This is a genomic window from Shewanella sp. VB17 (assembly GCF_013248905.1).
In the GTDB taxonomy this organism is placed as follows: Bacteria; Pseudomonadota; Gammaproteobacteria; order Enterobacterales; family Shewanellaceae; genus Shewanella.
The window spans coordinates 633,582-653,721 of the sequence record NZ_JABRVS010000001.1; the positions used below are offsets into that span (position 1 = coordinate 633,582).

At 48.7% G+C, this 20,140-nt stretch carries 4 protein-coding genes; all 4 read left to right on the forward strand.

The window, feature by feature from the left end:
* Positions 1–37: 37 nt before the first annotated feature.
* Genes HQQ94_RS02825 through HQQ94_RS02840 form a run of 4 tightly spaced genes read left to right on the forward strand, consistent with a single transcriptional unit; the run spans position 38 to position 20,130 of the window.
* Complete coding sequence (locus HQQ94_RS02825) at positions 38–5,164, forward strand: SDR family NAD(P)-dependent oxidoreductase (protein ID WP_173292988.1); 5,127 nt, start codon at positions 38–40, stop codon at positions 5,162–5,164.
* Entirely contained in the window at positions 5,161–11,322 is a 6,162-nt protein-coding gene (locus HQQ94_RS02830) for a type I polyketide synthase (protein WP_173292989.1), read from the forward strand. The genes HQQ94_RS02825 and HQQ94_RS02830 overlap by 4 nt, the downstream gene beginning before the upstream one ends.
* Entirely contained in the window at positions 11,319–13,304 is a 1,986-nt protein-coding gene (locus HQQ94_RS02835; RefSeq protein WP_173292990.1) for a type I polyketide synthase, read from the forward strand. The genes HQQ94_RS02830 and HQQ94_RS02835 overlap by 4 nt, the downstream gene beginning before the upstream one ends.
* Positions 13,264–20,130, forward strand: a complete 6,867-nt coding sequence (locus tag HQQ94_RS02840) for a type I polyketide synthase (protein ID WP_173292991.1) — start codon at positions 13,264–13,266, stop codon at positions 20,128–20,130. Before HQQ94_RS02835 ends, HQQ94_RS02840 begins: the two co-directional genes overlap by 41 nt.
* Positions 20,131–20,140 lie beyond the last annotated feature (10 nt).

Below are 20,140 nucleotides of genomic sequence, written 5' to 3' on the forward strand. Positions count from 1 at the left end.
AGATGTTGGCCCGACAGGGTCAGCGAAGGAGATGGAAGTGCCTTATTTTCGCGATCAAATACATAATCTGACTAAGTCTCAATTGTGTGAATTAGCGGTTACCCTGCGTGAAGAAATTTTGCAGTTAAGACCGGATGAAAGCGTCGATGTACCGGTATACCAAGCGCATTGGCAAACAGAGTCTTTACGGAGTAAAGAGCAGATGTTGGTCCCTTTGCGAGTGTTATTGCTGACCGATAACGAAGCGCCACCGGAAATTGATCCGGGCGGAGCTTTTCAATTACAGCACATGGTGCTTGACCCTTGTTGGGGCTGGGCGCCGGAGAGAATGGCTGAGCATTTGCAAAATCATATGCGCGAGTGTGATGTTATTGCTTACTTTGCCCCCGCTGGTTCAGCGCTTATGTCGGTTACGGATACCACATTAGAGATGTTGGGTAGATGGTGTACTGCTATGGCATTGGCTGCGGCCTTGGCTGAAATTGAACGACCACCTAAGTTGTGGCTGATTACGCGCTATGGTCAGTCCCTGCCGGACGATGAGGTGGATGTCGATGTTGGACAGTCTCCGTTGATTGGTTTGGGGAAAACTTTGTCATTGGAGTTGCCACTTGTTTGGGGCGGATGTATTGATATCGATCATTCGCGAACATCATTGGCACAGGCACTGATGGAAATTGTTAGCGAAAATGCAGATGAGGAGGTGGCGTACCGAGAGGGACTTCGTTATGTTCCTGTGCTGCAGCGTGTTCGAACATCAGCACTTTCCCCTTCTGTTCCTGTGCGTTTACGACCTGATGCGTCTTATTTGGTCACAGGGGGGATGGGGGGAATTGGTCGTCTGGTGGTAGAGCATTTATTGGTACATGGAGTGTCCCGGGTTGTGGTGTTTGGGCGTAGGGGGGTTGAAGTACCTGAATATGCTCAGATCCTGGCGCACTGGCGGCAAAGTTATCCCCACGCTAAGGTTGAGCTGTTACAGGTTGATCTTGGTGACATGGCGGCTGTAAAGCAGGCTATGACTGAATTGCGCCTGCGAGGTCCAGCCCTAAAAGGTCTTTTTCATGTTGCAGGCAGCAGTCAGCAGGTGCCATTAACTAAGCTTAATCGTGAACATATTGACAGTATGATGCGTGCCAAGGCATTCGGAGCCTTGTTTCTGGATGCTTTAACCCAGGAAGATGCATTGGACTTTCAAGTTTATTTTTCCTCTATCTCCGGTTGTTGGGGGGCTGCCTCGCTGGCTCCTTATGCTATGGCGAATCGCTTCCTTGACGCTTTAAGTGCACGCCGTAATCGTTGTGGGCAGGTAACACGTAGCATTGCCTGGGGTCCTTGGGCTAGTGTAGGTATGGTCGTCGACCAGCAACAGGAATCTTTTGCCGATTTAGGGTTTTTTTTGCTTGATCCGGCGGTGGCCATAGGAATGCTCAATCAATTGATTAATACCGATTGTGCCCAGGTACAGGTTGTCGATGTGAACTGGCAACATTATGCTCAGCACTTAGCTATTGATAAACACCTCCATTGGTTTAGAGATTTGATTGGTGCTCCATCCTCGGCCGCGACGAATACCTTGGTGAAACAAGCTACTGAAGATTTTTCGAATCAGCAGCAGGCACTTGATGTGTTATTTGCCATGGTCAATGAATTATTGGGGGAGCAACTTCCAGAGGATGCAGCACTGCGGCCAACACGAGAGCTGGGATTAACCTCCATTGTCAGTGTGGAGCTGAGTCAGAAAGTCCGTCAGCGTTTGGGTATAACATGTCGCCCTACTTTGATTTACGACTACGCCAATTTGAGTGAGATGGCTCAGGATTTTAGCGAAAAATGGTCACAAGCTAATGTTATTGAGGCAGAGCAGGTTTTAGCTAATGATATTACCGTCACTGACAATGCCCAGGAAGAGCATAGTATTGCCATTATTGCTATGGCCTGTCAGTTGCCCGGTGCTGATACACCAGAAGCATTGTGGGCTATGATGGATCAGGCTATCAGCACCGGAGAAGACGGCATAGACCATGCGCCAGCTCATCGCTTTGATCTGGAACGCTACAGTGCTGCGGGTGATGTGGCTGGAAAAGCTTACAGCTTGGCGGGCGGATTTCTTGATGACATCACAGGCTTTGATCATACACTCTTTCAGTTGTCCCATGGCGAAGCCAGCCTTATGGATCCTCAGCAGCGACTTGCATTGGAAACTACATGGCGAGCGTTAGAAGACGCCGGCATAGATCCCGCTGTCTTGTTGAAGGGGGGCTCTGCGGATATTCCAGACACAGGCGTATTTTTTGGTATCGGGCAAAATGAATATGGCCCGTTATGTCGTGCCTCGATTGACAGTAAATACGCAGGTCTGATGCCTACCGGACAATCCATGAACCTTATTGCGGGCAGGATTGCCCATCTATTTGGCTTACAGGGACCGGCGATAGCCTATGATACGGCTTGCTCATCCTCACTGGTGGCGCTGGATGCTGCGGTACATCACTTGCGTAGCGGAAAGAGCTCAATGGCGGTTGTCGGCGGGGCTAACGCATTGGTTTCGCCAGAAAGCTTTGTATTGCTCTCTAAGGCACAGGCACTGTCAAAGCAAGGGCGCGGTGCAGCATTTGATGCTCGTGCTGATGGTTATGTTCGCTCTGAAGGATGTGTTGTCTTGGTGCTTAAACGCTTATCTGAAGCTCGTGCTGACAAAGATACCATACATGGCATTATCCGAGGCAGTGCGGTCAATCATGATGGCCGAAGTAGTGGTTTAACTGCCCCTAATGGCCGATCGCAGGAGCAAGTGATACAAGCTGCTTTGAAAGATGCGGGTATCGCGGCGGCAGAGGTGGCGTTGGTAGAGGCTCATGGTACCGGTACTTCTCTTGGGGATCCTATTGAATATCATGCATTGCGTGCAGCGTATGCAGATGGTGTAGCGCGTACAACACCTTTGCAATTAGGTACTGTCAAATCTTTTATTGGTCATACTGAAGCAACTTCTGGTTTGGCCGGGCTATTGAAACTGGTGCTGAGCTTGCGTAAACGCATAATGCCTGGTCAACTTCACTATCACAACATCAATCCCTATATTGATGTTAGTGACGGAATAAATATTCCCCGAGAGACCAAGCCTTTAGCTGAAGTGGATAGACTGTATGGAGCCGTCAGTTCATTTGGTTTTAATGGCACCAACGCTCATGCCATTATTGAACGGGGAGATGGCAATAGCTCTTGTGCTTTGCCGCCTCACCCTTTTCAGCGCGTACGCTGTTGGTATAGTGAGCGTCCGCTGAGCGCCTGTAGCGGACTCGCTCAGGTATTTGCATCACTGCCGGTAAAGACAAGTCAACCCCTATGTTATAGCAAGCAGTGGCAACCAGCTATTGACGGGCCGAAGGTGAGTGCAGTTAAAATTTTGCTGCTATACCAGAAGGGGGCAGAGGCACTTTGCCGACAATGGCGAGAGGCACTCTCTGCTTATGGTGTGTTGTTAGTTGAGGCTTGTTGTGACCAGATAGCGACACTGGACGGATACTTTGACAGAACAATATTGTGTTTGGCTGAATTGCCGATATTGAAAGAAAGATCTCTTGATTCACAATGGCTTGAACCCTTGTCATTAGCTTGGCAGGATTTGGCCAGCCTTGTCCGCGCACCGTTTACAATTGGACATTTATTAGTATGCGACGGGAGTAATGGTGAGGTAAAAGCAAGCTCTTGCTGGTCTACTGTATTGTCATCTTGCATCAAGGAACGTCAGGGTTTTAGTGCGACTCTAATAAGTTGTGATGCTGAAGCATTGATACAATTACCAGGACATTTGAACGGATTACTTACTACACGGGAGCCAGAATACTTATTATCTGGTGAGCGGGCTAGTGTCGCGCGTTTGACTGAGCTTAGTTTATCTTGCGCTGTTGGAAAGTGGGCGCTGTCAGCCGAGCGCTGTTACTTGGTGACTGGCGGTTTGGGCGGGGTAGGAGCGCATGTTATTCACTGGTTACTGCGCTGTGGTGTCAGGCATATCATCAACCTCAATCGCCGTCCTCCTGATGCTGAACAGAGTGAAAAGCTACTGCGTTTGGAGCGTGAGTTTGGTGCAAAAATTCATGCTTTGACGGTTGAGCTTGCCTCGCTGGAAATGGTGCAAGAGGTGCTGGACAGTACTTTGGCTGATGTTCCGCCGTTGGATGGTGTTTTTCATTGTGCAGGTACCCTTGAACAAGGGAAGTTTGATCATCACGCCTGGTCGCAGGTGAGTGGGATGTTGCATGCTAAAGGCATGGGAACTTGGAATCTTCATTTAGCGACACGTCAGCAACGGCTAAGTTATTTTGTCGTATTTTCTTCATTAGTTGTATCACTGGGGCAAGTCGGGCAATCAGGTTATGGCTTGGCCAATGCCTTGGCAGAACGTTTGGTGTTGCATCGTCGTGCACAGGGGTTGCCTGGTCTGTCGGTGCAATGGGGGCCATGGTCCGGTGGCGGCATGGCGAGCCGGGGGGGAGAAGGGTTGGCAGCCCATTATCGTCATTTAGGGGTAGCAATGCATGGTGGCGATGAATATCTGGGTACCTTGGCGAAATTATTGTTGGCTAGTTCAGAAATAGCTGATTTTCCTGCTCAAGTGGCTGTGTGTGAAATTGATTGGGAAGGTTATATATCCACGACTACAGCGAGTCAACTTTGTGCCGATCTGGTGCCATCCAAAGCTGGAGTTTTGACAGAAAAGAACCTAGAGGAAGTTGAGCAAATATCGCTGAACTCTCATTTGGCTGCCGTAGCACCAGAGCGTCGGATGCGCCTGCTGCGCGAGCGTCTTAAATACATGGTAAGTGAGTGCTTGGGGCAAACAAGTACCCAAACGATCACCGATGCGAGTGGTTTTGCCGAGCTGGGTATAGATTCGCTGCATTCGATGATTTTGCATAAACAACTTGAAAAGGAATTGGCTAGCTCATTACCACAGACTATTGCTTTTGATCACCCCACCATAGCGGCATTGGCCGATTTTCTTGCCAATGGTTTGCTCAATTCATTATTTTCTTCGTTATCGTTACAAGCCCAAGTGAACCAAGACACAGACGATGAGGGGATGGGAGATTACAGCGAAGATGAGTTGGCGCAAATTTTAACCGAAGAGATTGAACGTCTGGAGGATATTTCGTGACGGCAACAAACAAAGATGTGTTATTACAATCGATTAAAACCATCAAGAATTTGAAGAAAAAACTGGCTTTTTATGAGCAAAAACAAAGCTCAGACATTGCTATTATAGGTGTTGGTTGTCGATTTCCGGGAGGAGTAACAGATCTCTCTTCATACTGGGACTTGTTGAGTGTCGGTCGAAGTGGTGTGGTTGAGGTGGGGGCAGATCGCTGGAGTAATCGACAGTTTGTTGATCCCGATTACGATGCGACCGGTAAGCTAGTCACCCCCTATGCAGGTCTACTGGACAGTATTTATGATTTTGATGCGGAGTTCTTTGGATTGTCTGCGATCGAGGCAGAAAATCTTGACCCGCAGCAGCGTATATTGTTGGAGCAGAGTTGGCTCGCCTTAGAAGATGCGGGTTATGATATACAGTCTTTACGGGGTAGTGATACCGGGGTTTTTGTCGGGATTGGCAGCCAGGATTATGGCATGGCATTATCGGCTGAGGTCAAGCATGCAAACGCGTATGTAGCGTCTGGTAACTCTCCCAGTATGGCTGCAGGGCGTTTATCGTATTTTTATGACTTTAGTGGCCCTACCTTATCGATTGATACGGCCTGCTCTTCATCATTGGTGGCTGTACACGAAGCTTGTCGTCGGCTGAACCAGCAAGATTGCGAACTGGCTCTGGCCGCTGGAGTTAATGCTATATTGACACCGCATGCCGGGGTGAATTTTTCCCGTGCGCGGATGTTGACCACAGAGCAAGATTGTCACGTATTTGATGCTCGGGCAAAAGGTTATGTGCGCGGTGAGGGTTGTGGTGTTGTGGTGTTGAAGCGATTAGCCGATGCACAACGTGACGGTGATCGTATACATGCAGTGATCAAAAGTGTTGCGATTAATCATGACGGTCACAGCAGTGGGTTAACAGTTCCCAATGGTTCGGCCCAAGAAGCTGTGATCCGCTCGGCTTTGCAACAAGCAGACTTAAGTCCGGGGGATATCAGCTATATAGAAGCTCATGGTACGGGAACGAGTTTGGGCGATCCTATTGAAGCTCGGGCGTTGGCGGCCGTGTTCACACCAGCGCGCAATAGTGAAACCCCGTTGCAGGTTGGTGGAGTTAAAGCCAATCTCGGCCATTTGGAGGCGGCTGCCGGTATTGCTAGCTTGATCAAAGCAGCATTAGTGGTTGGGCAGGCAAAAGCGCCACCTCAGCTAGGTTTTGAGCAACTTAATCCTAAAATAGATTGGGACAGCCAGATATTCAAGGTTGCCCGCAAGCCCTGCTTGTTGAAGGGGGAAGGGCATCAGTCTATTTGTGCTGGGATCAGTAATTTTGGTTTTAGCGGGACGAATGTACACGCTATTGTGGCTGCAGCGCCAGTCACTCCTGTCGTCGAATTTAATGAGGATATAAGGGATAGCTCTGAGCAGGAAGTCATATTGGCCCTCAGTGCGAAAACACCGCAGGCACTGAGTCAGCATGTAGCGAATGTAGTGAGCTACCTGGAAAATCAATCTCCGGATAGTTTACAGGCTCTGAGTTATACATCGACCCTACGTCGCATGGCTTTGACGGAGCGCATAGCGGTGAGTGGAAGCAGTGCCAGTGAGTTGTCACATAACCTGCAAGCGGCGTTGCACGACAGGGTTTCTCCTTATCGAAGCCGACTTGTTTTATCTGTGTCGCGACACGATGATCTGACGCAATTGCAAGATCTGATATCGTCAATGCCTTTGACAGAAATGTCTTTAACTGAGCTGAGCGATGAAAAGTCATCACAAGATGTCCGGTGTGCTCATTTACATCAACAACTGCTTGCATTGCTGGGATTGTATGGTGTGTACCCTGATCAGGTGTTAGTAGAAGGGATTGAACCTGCCTATATCCGTGCTTGGCTTGCCGGTACAGCAACTCCTACAACATTACCTTATTTTTCATCAGAGCATGGCGATAACGCTCTGGTATTGCTTGATGCGGATACTAGTCAAATCAGGGTTTCGTCAGCTGAGTTACCCGAAGTATTGGCACAAACGCTGGTGCTGACACAAAAGCAGATGTTGGCACAAGGAGCTGTTACTTTCTCAACATTGAAAAACAGCCAGTGTCAGATGTTGTCAGATAGAAAGTCGCTTTTTCCGGTACTGGCGGCATTGTTTACTGCGGGGGTCGATGTTGACTGGTCACCTGTGTACGCCGAGAAGCATCCACTGGTGGCGGATTTTCCCAAACGCTCGTTTGAGCAAAAGACCTTTAGATCGCCCTGTATCAACGAAATGTTGCAGCGAAATAGTAAAAGTGAAGGTTCACCTCTTCACCCTCTGGTTTACCATAAACTCATGCAGCCCAATGGTATGCATGCCTACGAGCTGGATGTCTCTGTTGCATGGCTCGATTTTATCGATCAGCATAGGGTGCAAGGTCGACGATTTTTACCTGCATCTTTGTTGATCGATCTGATGCGTCATGTCGGTGGCGATGCTTTAAATCTTAGGTTGGCACAATTGTCTAAGGTGCATTTTTACCAGCCAGTGGATATTGATCTGGCAGAGCGAGAGTACGTGTTGCAAGTACAGCAGATGCAAGGAACTGGCTTGGAACAAGAAGTTGAAGCGGTATTGTGGAGTCGTGTGACCGAGGCTGTAAGCGGGAGCTGGACACGGCATGCCAGTGCGAGATGTTTGCCTCCGAGTGCTTCTACTACATCTACTTTGTCACTGGGGGAAGCTGTGCAGAGTGATTTAGCTGACGGCACTTGTGTGGATGATAGCTGGCAAAAGCAGGATGTGGCAGTGCTGTACACACAGCATCGGGCTGGTGGTGTGGCATTGGGGGAAAACTTCCGTTGTGTGAAATCTCTGCGGGTTAAGGGGCAGTTTCTAACAGGGGAAATTTCTCTGGATGCCAGCCAGAAGTTAGATCCTATGACATCTATGACCATATTGCTGGATGCTTGTTTCCAGATCAGCGGGGGCTTACCCAATGCCGATACGCAAGTGCATTTGCTGGCCTCTTTAGGGCAGGTTTCATTGGTAGCAGAGTTACCGAATGTTTTGCGTGTACAGATGGAACATAAAAGCAGTCCCGAGGGGCGTTGTTTTGATGTGAAAATTTTTAATATTGAAGGGCGGGTCCTAGGGCACCTGACCGAGGTATTCTTTAAACGATTGCCAAACTCTCAAACTGAGTCCTCAAAAAGCAGTGGCTCGGTAGGGGGGGTTATTCCATTGAATTGTTTCTATAAACAGCAATGGCAAGCTGCCGAGTGGCAAAAGGCTGTAGCTGTTAAAGCTGAGCTTTTGCCTTTGACAAAATTGTTGCAACGTAGCGACTCTATGTTGGCTTGGGTAGATCGTTTCGATTTGGCCCGTTATAACAGCTACCGAGAACAGATAGAGCAGGCGTGCCTGAAGCTTATAGATGATACTTTGCGCGATTTAGGCAGGGGTCTTGATACGACAGCCCCTGAAGCCATGATTCAATGGGGCATTCATAGTACGCAGCATAAGTTGTTTGCACATTTATTTCGTACACTGGACAGCCACGAAGTGCAGAGGCAGGGTGAGTACTCTGTGCCGAATATGGATTTAGCGCAGCTACTGGAAAGCTATCCACAGTACCAATCTGAAACTCAATTTATGCAACGCTGTACTGCGGCCTTAAGTGATGTGTTGCTAGGAAAGCAGGACCCGCTTGATGTGTTATTTCGAGATACTTCAATGGCAGGCAGTAATGCGGTATATCTTGATTCGCCGATCTCCCGTGTACTCAATAGCCAACTGGCGCAGATAGCGGCAGTTTTGGCTGAAGGCCGATCTTTACGGATATTGGAAATTGGTGCCGGAACGGGTGGTACCACTGGCAGTGTACTTGAGAAGTTGCGTGACTTTCCCATTGAAGTCTACTGCTTTACCGACATTTCCCCAATGTTTCTTGATCGTGCGAAAGGCCTGTTTCAAGAACATGACTTTATGGAATATCGCATATTGGATATCGAGAGCTCGGTGGCCTCGCAATCTTTTGAGCCGGGAAGCTATGATCTTGTTATTGCCTCCAATGTACTGCATGCCACACGCTCAATTGAACAGACTTTACATCATGTCAGAGGGCTACTGGTGCCGCAGGGATATCTGCTTCTGCGTGAGTGTATTGCACCACAGCTGAGTGCGGATCTTAGTTTTGGTATGACCGAAGGATGGTGGCGTTTTAGTGATATTGAGCTACGACCTGATTATGCTGTTATTGGAACAGAGCAATGGCAACAGCAATTATTAAAGCAGGAATTTTCTGAAGTATGCTCTATGGTGCCTCACCCCTTAAGCGCTGAAGCACTCATTGTCGCACAGCTCTCAGAGCATAGTGTACATGAACGCTGGTTACTTATTCACGATGATCTGGAAAATGTCTGGGAAGAACAGCTTGAGCAGCGAGGAGTGATGTGTTGCAGCTTGTCCTGGTCTGAAGTGATTGAGGGAATGAAAATCCCGGGGGATCTAGTGTTTGATTACGTGATCTGTTTCCCGCAGTTACCCGAGGATGCTGTTGCTGACCCTGTGAGTGCGGCGACCCGGCAGTCAGAATCACTGATAATGCTTTGTCGGCATTTATTAGGCAAAGATGAAAATCGGCAGATGCGTTTGTGGTGCGTGACTACACAAGCCGAAAAAGTGCTGGCAACAGATGATTTGGCTGGATTAGCACAGTCGGTTATGACGGGGGTTGTTAAGTGTGCAGCATTGGAATATCCGGGACGTATTGGCGGTGTGGTTGATTTAGAAAGGCAGCAGGGTGCAGATCACATTGAGACTATTGATCGGCTGTTGACCCACATTCGTCAGCCGGGCGGTTTACGCTATTTATCTATCAGGAAAGGGCAACCTTACACACTTGAGTTATTACCCCAGAGGTCGAATCAATCGGCAGAGAATGCGGCAGGTGAGGAGCAGGTATTGCTATACGCTGGTACTGTACTTATTACCGGGGGCTTTGGCGGTATTGGCTCCGCGATAGCCAGAGTCCTGGCACCACAGGTGAAGACCCTAGTTTTGGTCAGTCGTACTATTGAAGGTGTATTTCAGCAAGCTCTATTACAGGAGCTGAAAAGCTCAGGGATAAAGATCATTACTATTGCTGCAGACCTTGCTATTCCTGCTCAGGTGGATGCTGTCTTTGAGCAGTTGGAAAAAGATCATATATATATTGAACACTTGATTCATACTGCGGGCATTGGAGGAGATCGACTGATCAGTGACAGTCAACCAGGTGATCTAACAGATGTGGTGTCATCTAAGTTGGCCAGTACCTGGTATCTGCATCAAGGGGCCCCCAAAGAGCTGAAGTCTTTTCAGGTATTATCGTCGATGGTGGGTTTATGGGGAGCGAAAGGTAAAACTCATTATGTCCTTGCCAATCACTTTGCTGATCGCGTTGTGCAGTTACGTCGAGGACAAGGACTGCCTGCTTCTGTAGTGCAGTTAGGGCCTGTAGACAGTGGTATGTTGAATGAGGCTGGCAAGGAAGCAGCGCAGCGTGTTGGCGTGCATAGTTTTGATGTCCACCAACTTGCTGAGCTGTTGACAACAGCTTTGCCAAGTCCAGAGTCTGCTTTGCTGGACATCAATTGGTCACACTTTAAGCCGATATATCGTGACACTTGGCTTGAGAGTTATTTTGCTCAGGTTGGCTCTGAGGAAGTTGATAGGCCGAAAGAGAGTCATCAGCACAATAAAGATATTTTTTTACAACAATACCATGCTTTGTCTAGTGCCCAGCGCGGAAAATTTATTGAGGCTCAATTATTTATCATTTTGCGCCAGGTGTTGGGCATGAGTGGCGAGTTGGACCGCTACCTGGACACAGGTTTTCATGATTTGGGGATGGACTCGCTTTTGACTATGTCATTTGCCGAGAAAGTGGCGGCTCTTACCAGTGTGGCTGTTTCGGCTGTTGATATTTTCGATAATGCAAATCTTGCCCGCTTAAGTCAGTGGTTATCCGTTCAGCTAACACAACATTTTCAGGCGACTTCGCTTGATGTGCCGGGTGTTACTTTGAAGAAGGACGAGGTACAGAATACACAACAGCAAGACAGAGAGGCTGGCAAAGTCAGTATCGAGCAAATTGAAGAAGAGTTAAAGGCCATGCAAACGGAATTGGAGGACGTATGACGGAACAAGCACATGAGGCGTTACTAGCTCGGCAAAATGCCCTAATAAAACAAAGCAGGGAAAAAATCCAAGCATTGTCCGCTCGTATTAATCAGCCTGTGGCAATCGTTGGCATGGGGTGTCGGGTACCCGGAGCAGATAACGTTGAGGCATTATGGGAATTACTTAAAAACGGGCGAGAAGCAGTATCTGAAGTACAAGAAGACCGTTGGGATATTGATGAACATTATGCTCCGGAGCCGGGAACACCCTTTAAAACCAATGCTCGTCGTGCTGGTTATCTTTCTGATGTGGATTTGTTCGATGCGAGATTTTTTGGTATTTCGCCGCGGGAAGCTCAACAAATGGATCCGCAACAGCGGTTGTTGTTGGAAGTCAGCTATCAGGCACTGGAACATGCACAAGTGCCCGCAGACAGCTTACGTGGTGAAGCCGTAGGGGTCTTTATGGGCATCAGCTCCAGTGAATATGGGGCAATGACCTTTGCAGAGGATCGTCCGGTTAGTCCGGATGCCTACTCAATAACCGGAACATCACTAAACTCAGCAGCAGGGCGCTTAGCCTATTATTACGGCTTTAATGGTCCTGCATTGGCGATGGATACCGCCTGCTCCTCCTCTTTGGTGTCCATCTATCAAGCCTGTCGCAGTTTGATTAATCAGGAATGTCATACCGCGCTGGCTGGAGGTGTGAATACGCTGCTTACCCCTGGTCCCAGTGTCGCTTTGGCACAAAACAAGGTGCTAAGCGCCAGTGGGCGTTGTAGTCCTTTTGGCAGTGAAGCTGATGGTCTGGTACGTGGTGAGGGCTGTGGTGTGCTGGTGCTTAAAAGACTGGAAGACGCGCTGGCAGAAAATTGTCAGGTGCTCGCAGTGATACGGGCAGGGCATATCAATCAGGATGGTGCCAGCAGTGGTTTGACGGTTCCTAACGGTTATGCTCAACAGTCGTTAATTACCCAGGCATTGCATAATGCGAGGTTGACGCCTGATGATATCCGTTATGTGGAGGCACATGGTACAGGCACTGTCTTGGGGGATCCAATTGAAGCTAAGGCGATACGACAGGCATTGTGTGAAGGGCTGGAGCGGAAATCGCCGCTTCTGATCGGTTCAATTAAAGCTAATATTGGTCACCTTGAGGCAGCCAGTGGTGTTGCCGGAGTGATGAAGGTGGTGTTGGCGATGCAACATCGCCAGTTGCCAGCACAAATTCATGTAAAAGAGCGAACCTCATTAATTGATTGGCAAAAAGATTTAGATGTGGTGCGTGACAGTGTATCTGTTGCTTATGGGCCGGATACCCCATATTTTTCCGGCGTGAGTAGTTTTGGTTTCAGTGGCACCAATGCTCATTTAATCATTCAGGACCCATGCAGTGCCGTACCAGAATCAACGGCTGTTGAAGTAAAGCCAGCGGGCACAGTTGTCCATTTCTTGGGTGTTTCTGCCAAAGACCCTGTGGCGCTTAAGACACTACTGCAGCGTTACAGTGAATACTTTGCACAGGAAGAAGCATGGACGCAAGCTTGTCAGGCATTAAACGCAGGGCGTAATCATTATCCCTATCGTGCGGCTTTTATGGCTAAGGATCGCAGTGCTTTGTTGGCGCAACTTATAACGGCGAGCCAAAAGCCCGACAATAAGGAGTTGCCAGAGATACCCTTAATGGCATGGTTGTTTACCGGGCAAGGGTCCCAGTATGTGCAGATGGGACGGATATTGTTTGATACGCAACCTGCCTTTCGTCAATGGCTGGAGCAAGCCGATAAGGCTATTAGTAAATATTTGGGGCGTTCGATATTACCCGTCATATGGCAAGAAGCTGCGACGCTTAATAACACCCAATATACCCAACCTGCGATTTTTTGCCTGCAGTATGCATTGGCTCAGTTTATGTCATCTCTGGTAGGGCTGCCGCAGTTTGTATTGGGACACAGTATTGGCGAATACGCTGCCGCTGTCGTGGCGGGGGGTGTTTGATCTGGATGATGCGGCACGTATGATTGTTGCTCGTGCTCGTCTGATGTTAGAACGCTGTGCCAGAGGTCGCATGTTGGTGCTGTTCGCTGATCGTCAGCAGGTGGATGCACTGTTGCGAGATTGCGGAACAGGGGCTGCCGTTGCTGTGGTTAACGGGCCGCGCAATCATGTACTTTCCGGTACGCCTGCCGCGATAGAGCATTTAGCTGAACTGGCAAAGACTTATGAGCTCCGTTGTGTGCCGCTAGCTGTGTCCCATGCTTTCCACTCACCTATGATGGAACCTATGCTGGCTGAATTTGAGCAAGTGGTGAAACAGACTTGTTTTACCCGCCCGCAATTAGGATTTATCTCTTCTGCACTGGGACGTTCTGCTGATCATGAGCTTATCGAGCCGGCTTATTGGGTTTCTCAGGTGCGTGATGCTGTTTTGTTTGAGCAGGCGATAGCTGCGCTTGCTGCTGAAGCTGATTGGGTTGATGCTGCTGCCCGTGTTTGCATAGAGTTAGGACCGCATAAACAACTGATTGATATGGCAAGAGGTTTGCCTGCGGCATCTAGTGCACGCTGGTTGAACGTTTTGCAAATGGGTAATGATTTCACCGCATTTGCTGAGACTATGCATTGCCTGTATTTATCTGGTCTACCGTTAAAATGGCCCCGTAGTCCTGATAATGCGGGGGCACGCTTGCCATTGCCGGGTTATCCCTTCTCTAAAGAGCGTTATTGGCTGGCTGGCGTAAACCGTAGCACTGCATCAAATCAAGCATCGGACTATGAGGTGAAATGGTGTGATATTTCGAAGAAAGGGGTAACAGGGGCATTACAGGGTCAGTGGCTGTTACTGGTTGATGATGATGAATTTTCCGATTTGCTTTCGAAAGCCATGATTCAGGCTGGTGCGAAAGTGCAGGTATGTACATTAGCGACTTTTAACGCGAATACCTTCTCTGATGTATTCTCATTGACCGAAATAGATGCCGTTCTTTATTACACTGCAGATATTGCTTGCAGACCAGGATCACAGCTGGTTGTTAATGTACTTAATGTGATCACTGCTCTTTGCCCGGATACTGATGCTGAGATGCCTGATCTTTTTTGTGTACTTGATAGTAATAGTGTCGGGTATCAACCGCTTGCATCCAGTATTGCAGGTTTATGCCGTTCGGTGCGTGAAGAAGAAAAGCTGGCAATAACTCTTATTGGTTTGGATGATAGCCTGCAAGTTAAGCAACGTGTTAGCTCGCTTGTAAATGAGATCAGTACAGATCGGGGTGGTGAGTGGGAAAGACGTATTATTGGTGCGAAAGTGTTGACACCGCGCCTGACGGTATTGCCTGCGAACGAAGCGGATGAAAAGCAAACTAGCACGCTACAAAGTGATCATTGTTACCTGATCACGGGTGGGACTGGGTCGCTGGGGCGTTTGTTTGCTAAAGAGCTGTTGGCACTCGGGGCTCGTGATTTGGTGTTGTTGGCGCGTCGGGTAGATAATGCTGTACTGGTCGATTTACATGAACAAGCAGTAATTTGCGGTGCTCGATTGAGTATTTATTCGGTGGATTTGGCTAATGGTGAAGCGATACAGGCTTGTTTTAAAAAGTTGCGGCAGGCTCATGCGCCTCTGGCGGGAATTATTCATGCTGCTGGTCAGTTAGCAGACGCACCCTTCCGTCAGCTGGATACTGCAGCATTTGCCCGCGCTTTTGATGTAAAAGCGATTGGGGCTTGGTGGCTGGATCAACTCAGTGCAGATATGGATCTGGACTTTTTTGTGATGATATCTTCTATCTCATCTGTTCTTGGCGCGGCTGGACAAGCTAACTACGCATCTGCCAATGCTTATCTGGATGGATTGATAGTACAGCGGCGTGAACAGGGTAAGACCGGTCTTAGTTTGCGGCTGGGGGCGGTTGCCGGGAGTGGCATGGCTGCAGAGCATCAAGTGGTCCGTCAGTTGCACCGTTTGGGTATAGTGCCACTGGCTCCATCGTTGTTACGCGTCCGTTGTGGGCCGTGGTTGAGGCAGTCTGCACCACTGGCCATGTTGGCTGATTTTGACTGGTTAAAGATCTGTGGGCGTCAGGAAAATACAGTACGTCCCCTGTTAGCTACCCTGATGCCTTCGCACACAGAGTCTGAGGTGACTGAGCCTGAAATGGCATCAGTAACCAAAGCTCAGTGTGAGCCGGCGGCGGTTGAGCAGATAGTGCTTGAGGCCATCGCGGCTATTCTTGATATGCCAGATCCGCAAAGCATTGTTGCTAATGATACCCTTAATGCATTGGGCATGGACTCAGTGACTTTGGTGGAACTGCGTGAGCAATTGCAGCGACAACTGGGATGTGATATCCCAACCCGGCTGTTATTCGACTTCCCACAAGTTGGCAAGCTGATTTCGCACTTGCAAACTGTGTTGCATGGTAAGCAAGATGAAGCTGTTGCAGTAAAGGACGGTAATGACAGGCTAGATCCCCGCACAGGAATTTCCGATAGCAAACGGGTAGATATTGCTATCGTCGGTATGGGATGCCGTTTCCCCGGTGGGGTTAATTCCCCTGAAACTTTTTGGTCTGGGCTACTGGAAGGGCGGGACTTGATTGGTCAAATCGATACATTACGCTGGGATGCATTATCTTTGGTACAAAAAGGAGAGCTAGCTACCGATCGTGCCGGTGTTATTGACAATATAGAGTACTTTGATTGCAATCTCTTTGGTATCACCCCCCGTGAAGCCCAGTGCATGGATCCTCAGCAACGCTTACTACTGGAAACCGGTTGGGAGGCACTGGAACGTGCTGGATATGACTTTTCTTCCAATGATACTTTGGGTGGGGTCTTTATTGGTCCTGGTCCTAATGATTATGTCCAACGTTTTCCAAAGGACACCTTGTCACTTTCCCATCATCACAGTACCGGTAATGCACTGAGTGTTACTGCCGGACGTTTAGCTTTTACCCTGGATTGGCAAGGACCGGCACTGGCGGTGGATACTGCCTGCTCATCTTCATTGATGGCTGTGCATCTTGCCGTTCAGTCTTTACGACAAGGGGAGTGTGATATTGCCCTAGCAGGTGGCGTAAATTTGTTATTGTCGCCAGAAACATCAGTGTTGCTATCTAAAGGGAGTATGCTGGCCCCCGACGGTCGTTGTAAAACCTTTGATGCCAAGGCTAATGGATATGTACGCAGTGAAGGCTGCGGCATGGTGGTGCTAAAACGGCTGGATGATGCCATCGCTGATGGTGACAAAGTGCTGGCTGTCTTGCGTGGCTCTGCGACGAATCAGGATGGTCATAGCCAGGGATTGACTGCGCCTAATGGACAGGCACAGCAACAAGTACTGAGACGAGCTCTGGCCGATGCGGCTGTGGATCCTGCACAGGTTGAATTACTGGAAGCTCATGGTACGGGAACCCCTTTGGGAGATCCTATTGAAATTGCAGCTGCACAAGCTGTGTATGTGGATGATGTTGTGCGTCAGTCTCCGTTGTGGGTTTCCTCGGTTAAAAGCAATATGGGACATGCTGAAGCCGCTGCGGGGATCGCTGGTATGATTAAAGCTGTTTTGTGCCTGACACAGCAAACGATAGCACCGCATCTGCACTTATCGCGATTGAATCCAGAAATTCAGCTTGATGCCTCCACCTTACGTATACCTGATGAACCACAGGAATGGCAGGATGATCATGTGCGATATGCAGCTGTCAGTTCGTTTGGTTTTAGTGGCACCAATGTGCACCTGATATTACAATCAGCACCTGAACATACCCCTTCTTCAGAGCAGGTGAAGCAAGCCATAGGCTTGCGTATCTCTGCCGCCAGTGATACTGCCTTGAATGAGATGATGCGCTGCTATCGAAACGTGCTGGTTAGTTTGCCAGAGCAGCAATATAAGGCGTTCTGTCAACAGACATGGCGCCGCGCCGTGCTGGGGCATACGCGAATATTTGAAGATGCTACCCAGAAGGAAATGTTAGCAGCTCTTGAGCTCGCTTTAGGGGAATTGGTACCAATGGCAGAAAGTTGTCATAAGCCGAGTTCTGTAGCCGGGATCTCGCTACCTTGTTACCCCTTCGAGCGACAACGTTTTTGGCAACAAAGTCCCGGCAGTCAACAAAGTGTACTCACTTTGCCTCATTCTGGGCTGCGGCTGTCATCTAAACAAGCATCTTTGGTGGTATATGTGGTGGATTATGTACAGCAGCCACCCTTTAATTTGCAGGACCATTTAGTTCACGGTGATCCTGTGGTTCCTGCTGCCGCTCACCTGGCGCTGATTATTGGTATGCTGGATGATTTACGCGGCCGACAGAATTGGGAAATTACGGATGTGCTCTGTGAAGAAGCCTTAGTGATCGATGCTGATACTGAAGTGGTTCACTATCAATTCACTGTACTGAGTGATGAAGAAGGTGGTGGGGTCAGTATTGAGGTCTTATCTGATGTGGGGTCGCGTACTCAACGGCACTTGCGAGCCAGAGCCTGTGCAGCACAAAACCTGCCACGATCAGTAGCTATTCCCTCATCTGCGCGGGCTTTAGCAAAAATAGATGGCATTACTTTCTACGAGAGATTGTCTTCGCCTGAAATCAGATTGTCTAACAGCTTTCGCAGTATTGTCTCGATTGAGCAATATCAGGGATACACGGTTTCTGAGATTGCCTGGACGGGTGGAGAGCATAGCGCGATAGTACCGGGAGAGCTGGATGCTTTGTTGCAGACTATTGCTTTAGCCACAATGGCAGAACAGCCTGAGCAGAGCCGCATGGGAGGAGCGACTATTCCCGTTGCCATAGACAGGTTAATCTTTGCTCCTAGGAAAAACACAGAAAGAGTACAAGCCCCAACCCTATGTCAAACACGTTTGCTAAAACAGGATGAAAATGGAGGCACTTTTGTACACGACCTGACGTTAGCGGAACAGGGAGAAAAACCTTTTCTTAGCGTTGAGGGATTGATTACACGTCGTGTAAGCGCACAGCAGATCAAACGGGTTACAGCTTCATCTTCTTATCTGGTGGAGAAATGGCAGGCTCAATCACTGGCAGATGATAGTGAGGTAAATAAATTAAGTGAGCACAATACTCTGGTTTTTGTGTTGCTTAATAATGAAGATGACTTCGTTGACTCAGGGTGGAGGAAAAGGTTAAGCGATGCTGGAACACTCTTTGATGTGGACAGTTGTGATCTTGATATGCTTAAACGTACGACCGAGGGACGCTTTGTTAGTTTGGTATATTGTCTGCCTGCTCTTGCCAGAATGAGTGAAAACAGTGAACAAACTCCCTGGATACAACAGGCAATGGCGCTGGTAGCAGCAGCCAGGCGAGCGCATCAATTAAGCGAGTTACTGGCTGGCTCGGGCATTGATGTCGGCTTTCGTGTGCTTTCATCAGGATATGTAGATCATACAGGAACAGGCGGTGGCTCTCCCTTATATGGTTTTGCGTTGGGGTTATGTAAATCACTGGATCTGGAGTGGCAAGAGTACTCGGTAGGCATGCTGGATATTGATGGTTCGACCTTTGATCAAAGGTCTGCTGTGATGGCTGATGAAGTCCGGAAATCCCGTGTTGATTGGGTTGCTTATCATCATGCTCAGCGTTATGTCTTGCGCATTGATGAATTGCAGGCATCGTCAATGAAAGTTGAACCGGATTTTCATTGCCATGATGACGGCCTCTATCTTTTGAGCGGTGGCTTAGGAGATCTTGCTGTGGCGACGTGCCATTGGTTGGTGCAACGAGGTGGAAAGCATTTTTTACTGCTTGGAAGGCGGGCTGAAGATGCGGATATTTCGCAGCAACTTGCACAATTGCGGGATGCGACAGGTGCTGACATTGATTACCAGACTTGTGATGTGGCCAATCGGCAAGTATTGGCGGCGTTGCTGGATCAGCTTAATCGACCACTGCGAGGTATTTTTCATTGTGCAGGAGTCTTGGCTGATGGTGCCTTTACGACTCTAACCGATGATGATTTTGAGCGTGTTATTTGTGCCAAGATGTTAGGCAGCTGGCATTTACACGAATTGACGCGAGATATGCGCTTGGATTGCTTCGTAATGTACTCTTCTTTGGCCTCGTTGTTGGGGGCCGCCGGACAAAGTAATTATGCGGCAGCCAATGGTTTTATGGATCAATTGGCTCATTATCGTCGTGGTCTTGGTTTGCCCGCTTTGGCGATTAATTGGGCTGGTTGGGATGAGATTGGCATGGCTGTGGGGCGTTCATCTTCTTTGGGCTTACGTTTATTGTCCCCCACTCGTGCCATTGCTGATCTTGAACGTGCGCTGGCCTCGGCCCAAAGCCAATTGGGTGTGATTGATGTTGATTGGCCAGTATTTGCCAAAGTGTGGCGCGACTCGCCCCCAGCGCTGGTTGAAGATTGGTTTACGGCTCATCAATCGGCCACTGAGCGCTTAACTGCAGAAGATAACAGCGATATTATCCTGCAAGATTTACTTGCATTACCGGCGCTGGCTAAGGTTGAAGCGGTCAGAGAACACTTACGGCTAATGGCCAGAGAGATTATGAAGCTCGATGATAGCCGGGCGCTGGATGATCACAAACCTTTCCTTGATCTTGGCTTCGACTCACTGATGTCGATAGAGCTTAAACAAAAATTGCAAAAAAGCTTTCAGATCAGAGTACCAGCGACTCTGGTCTTTGATTATCCCAATGTTGAAAGTTTGTCCGCTTATGTAATGCAGGCGCTAAGCCCGAAAGACACCGAGACTGGAACTGAATTACCGACACAGGCAGATAGCCTAGATGATCTCGATGAAGATCAGCTAGCGCAGATGCTGGAAACATTGTTGTAAAGGAGTACAG

Bases quoted from the DNA above. Each gene is read 5' to 3' on its own strand.
- HQQ94_RS02835 (WP_173292990.1), top strand. From the start codon at position 11,319: ATGACGGAACAAGCACATGAGGCGTTACTAGCTCGGCAAAATGCCCTA.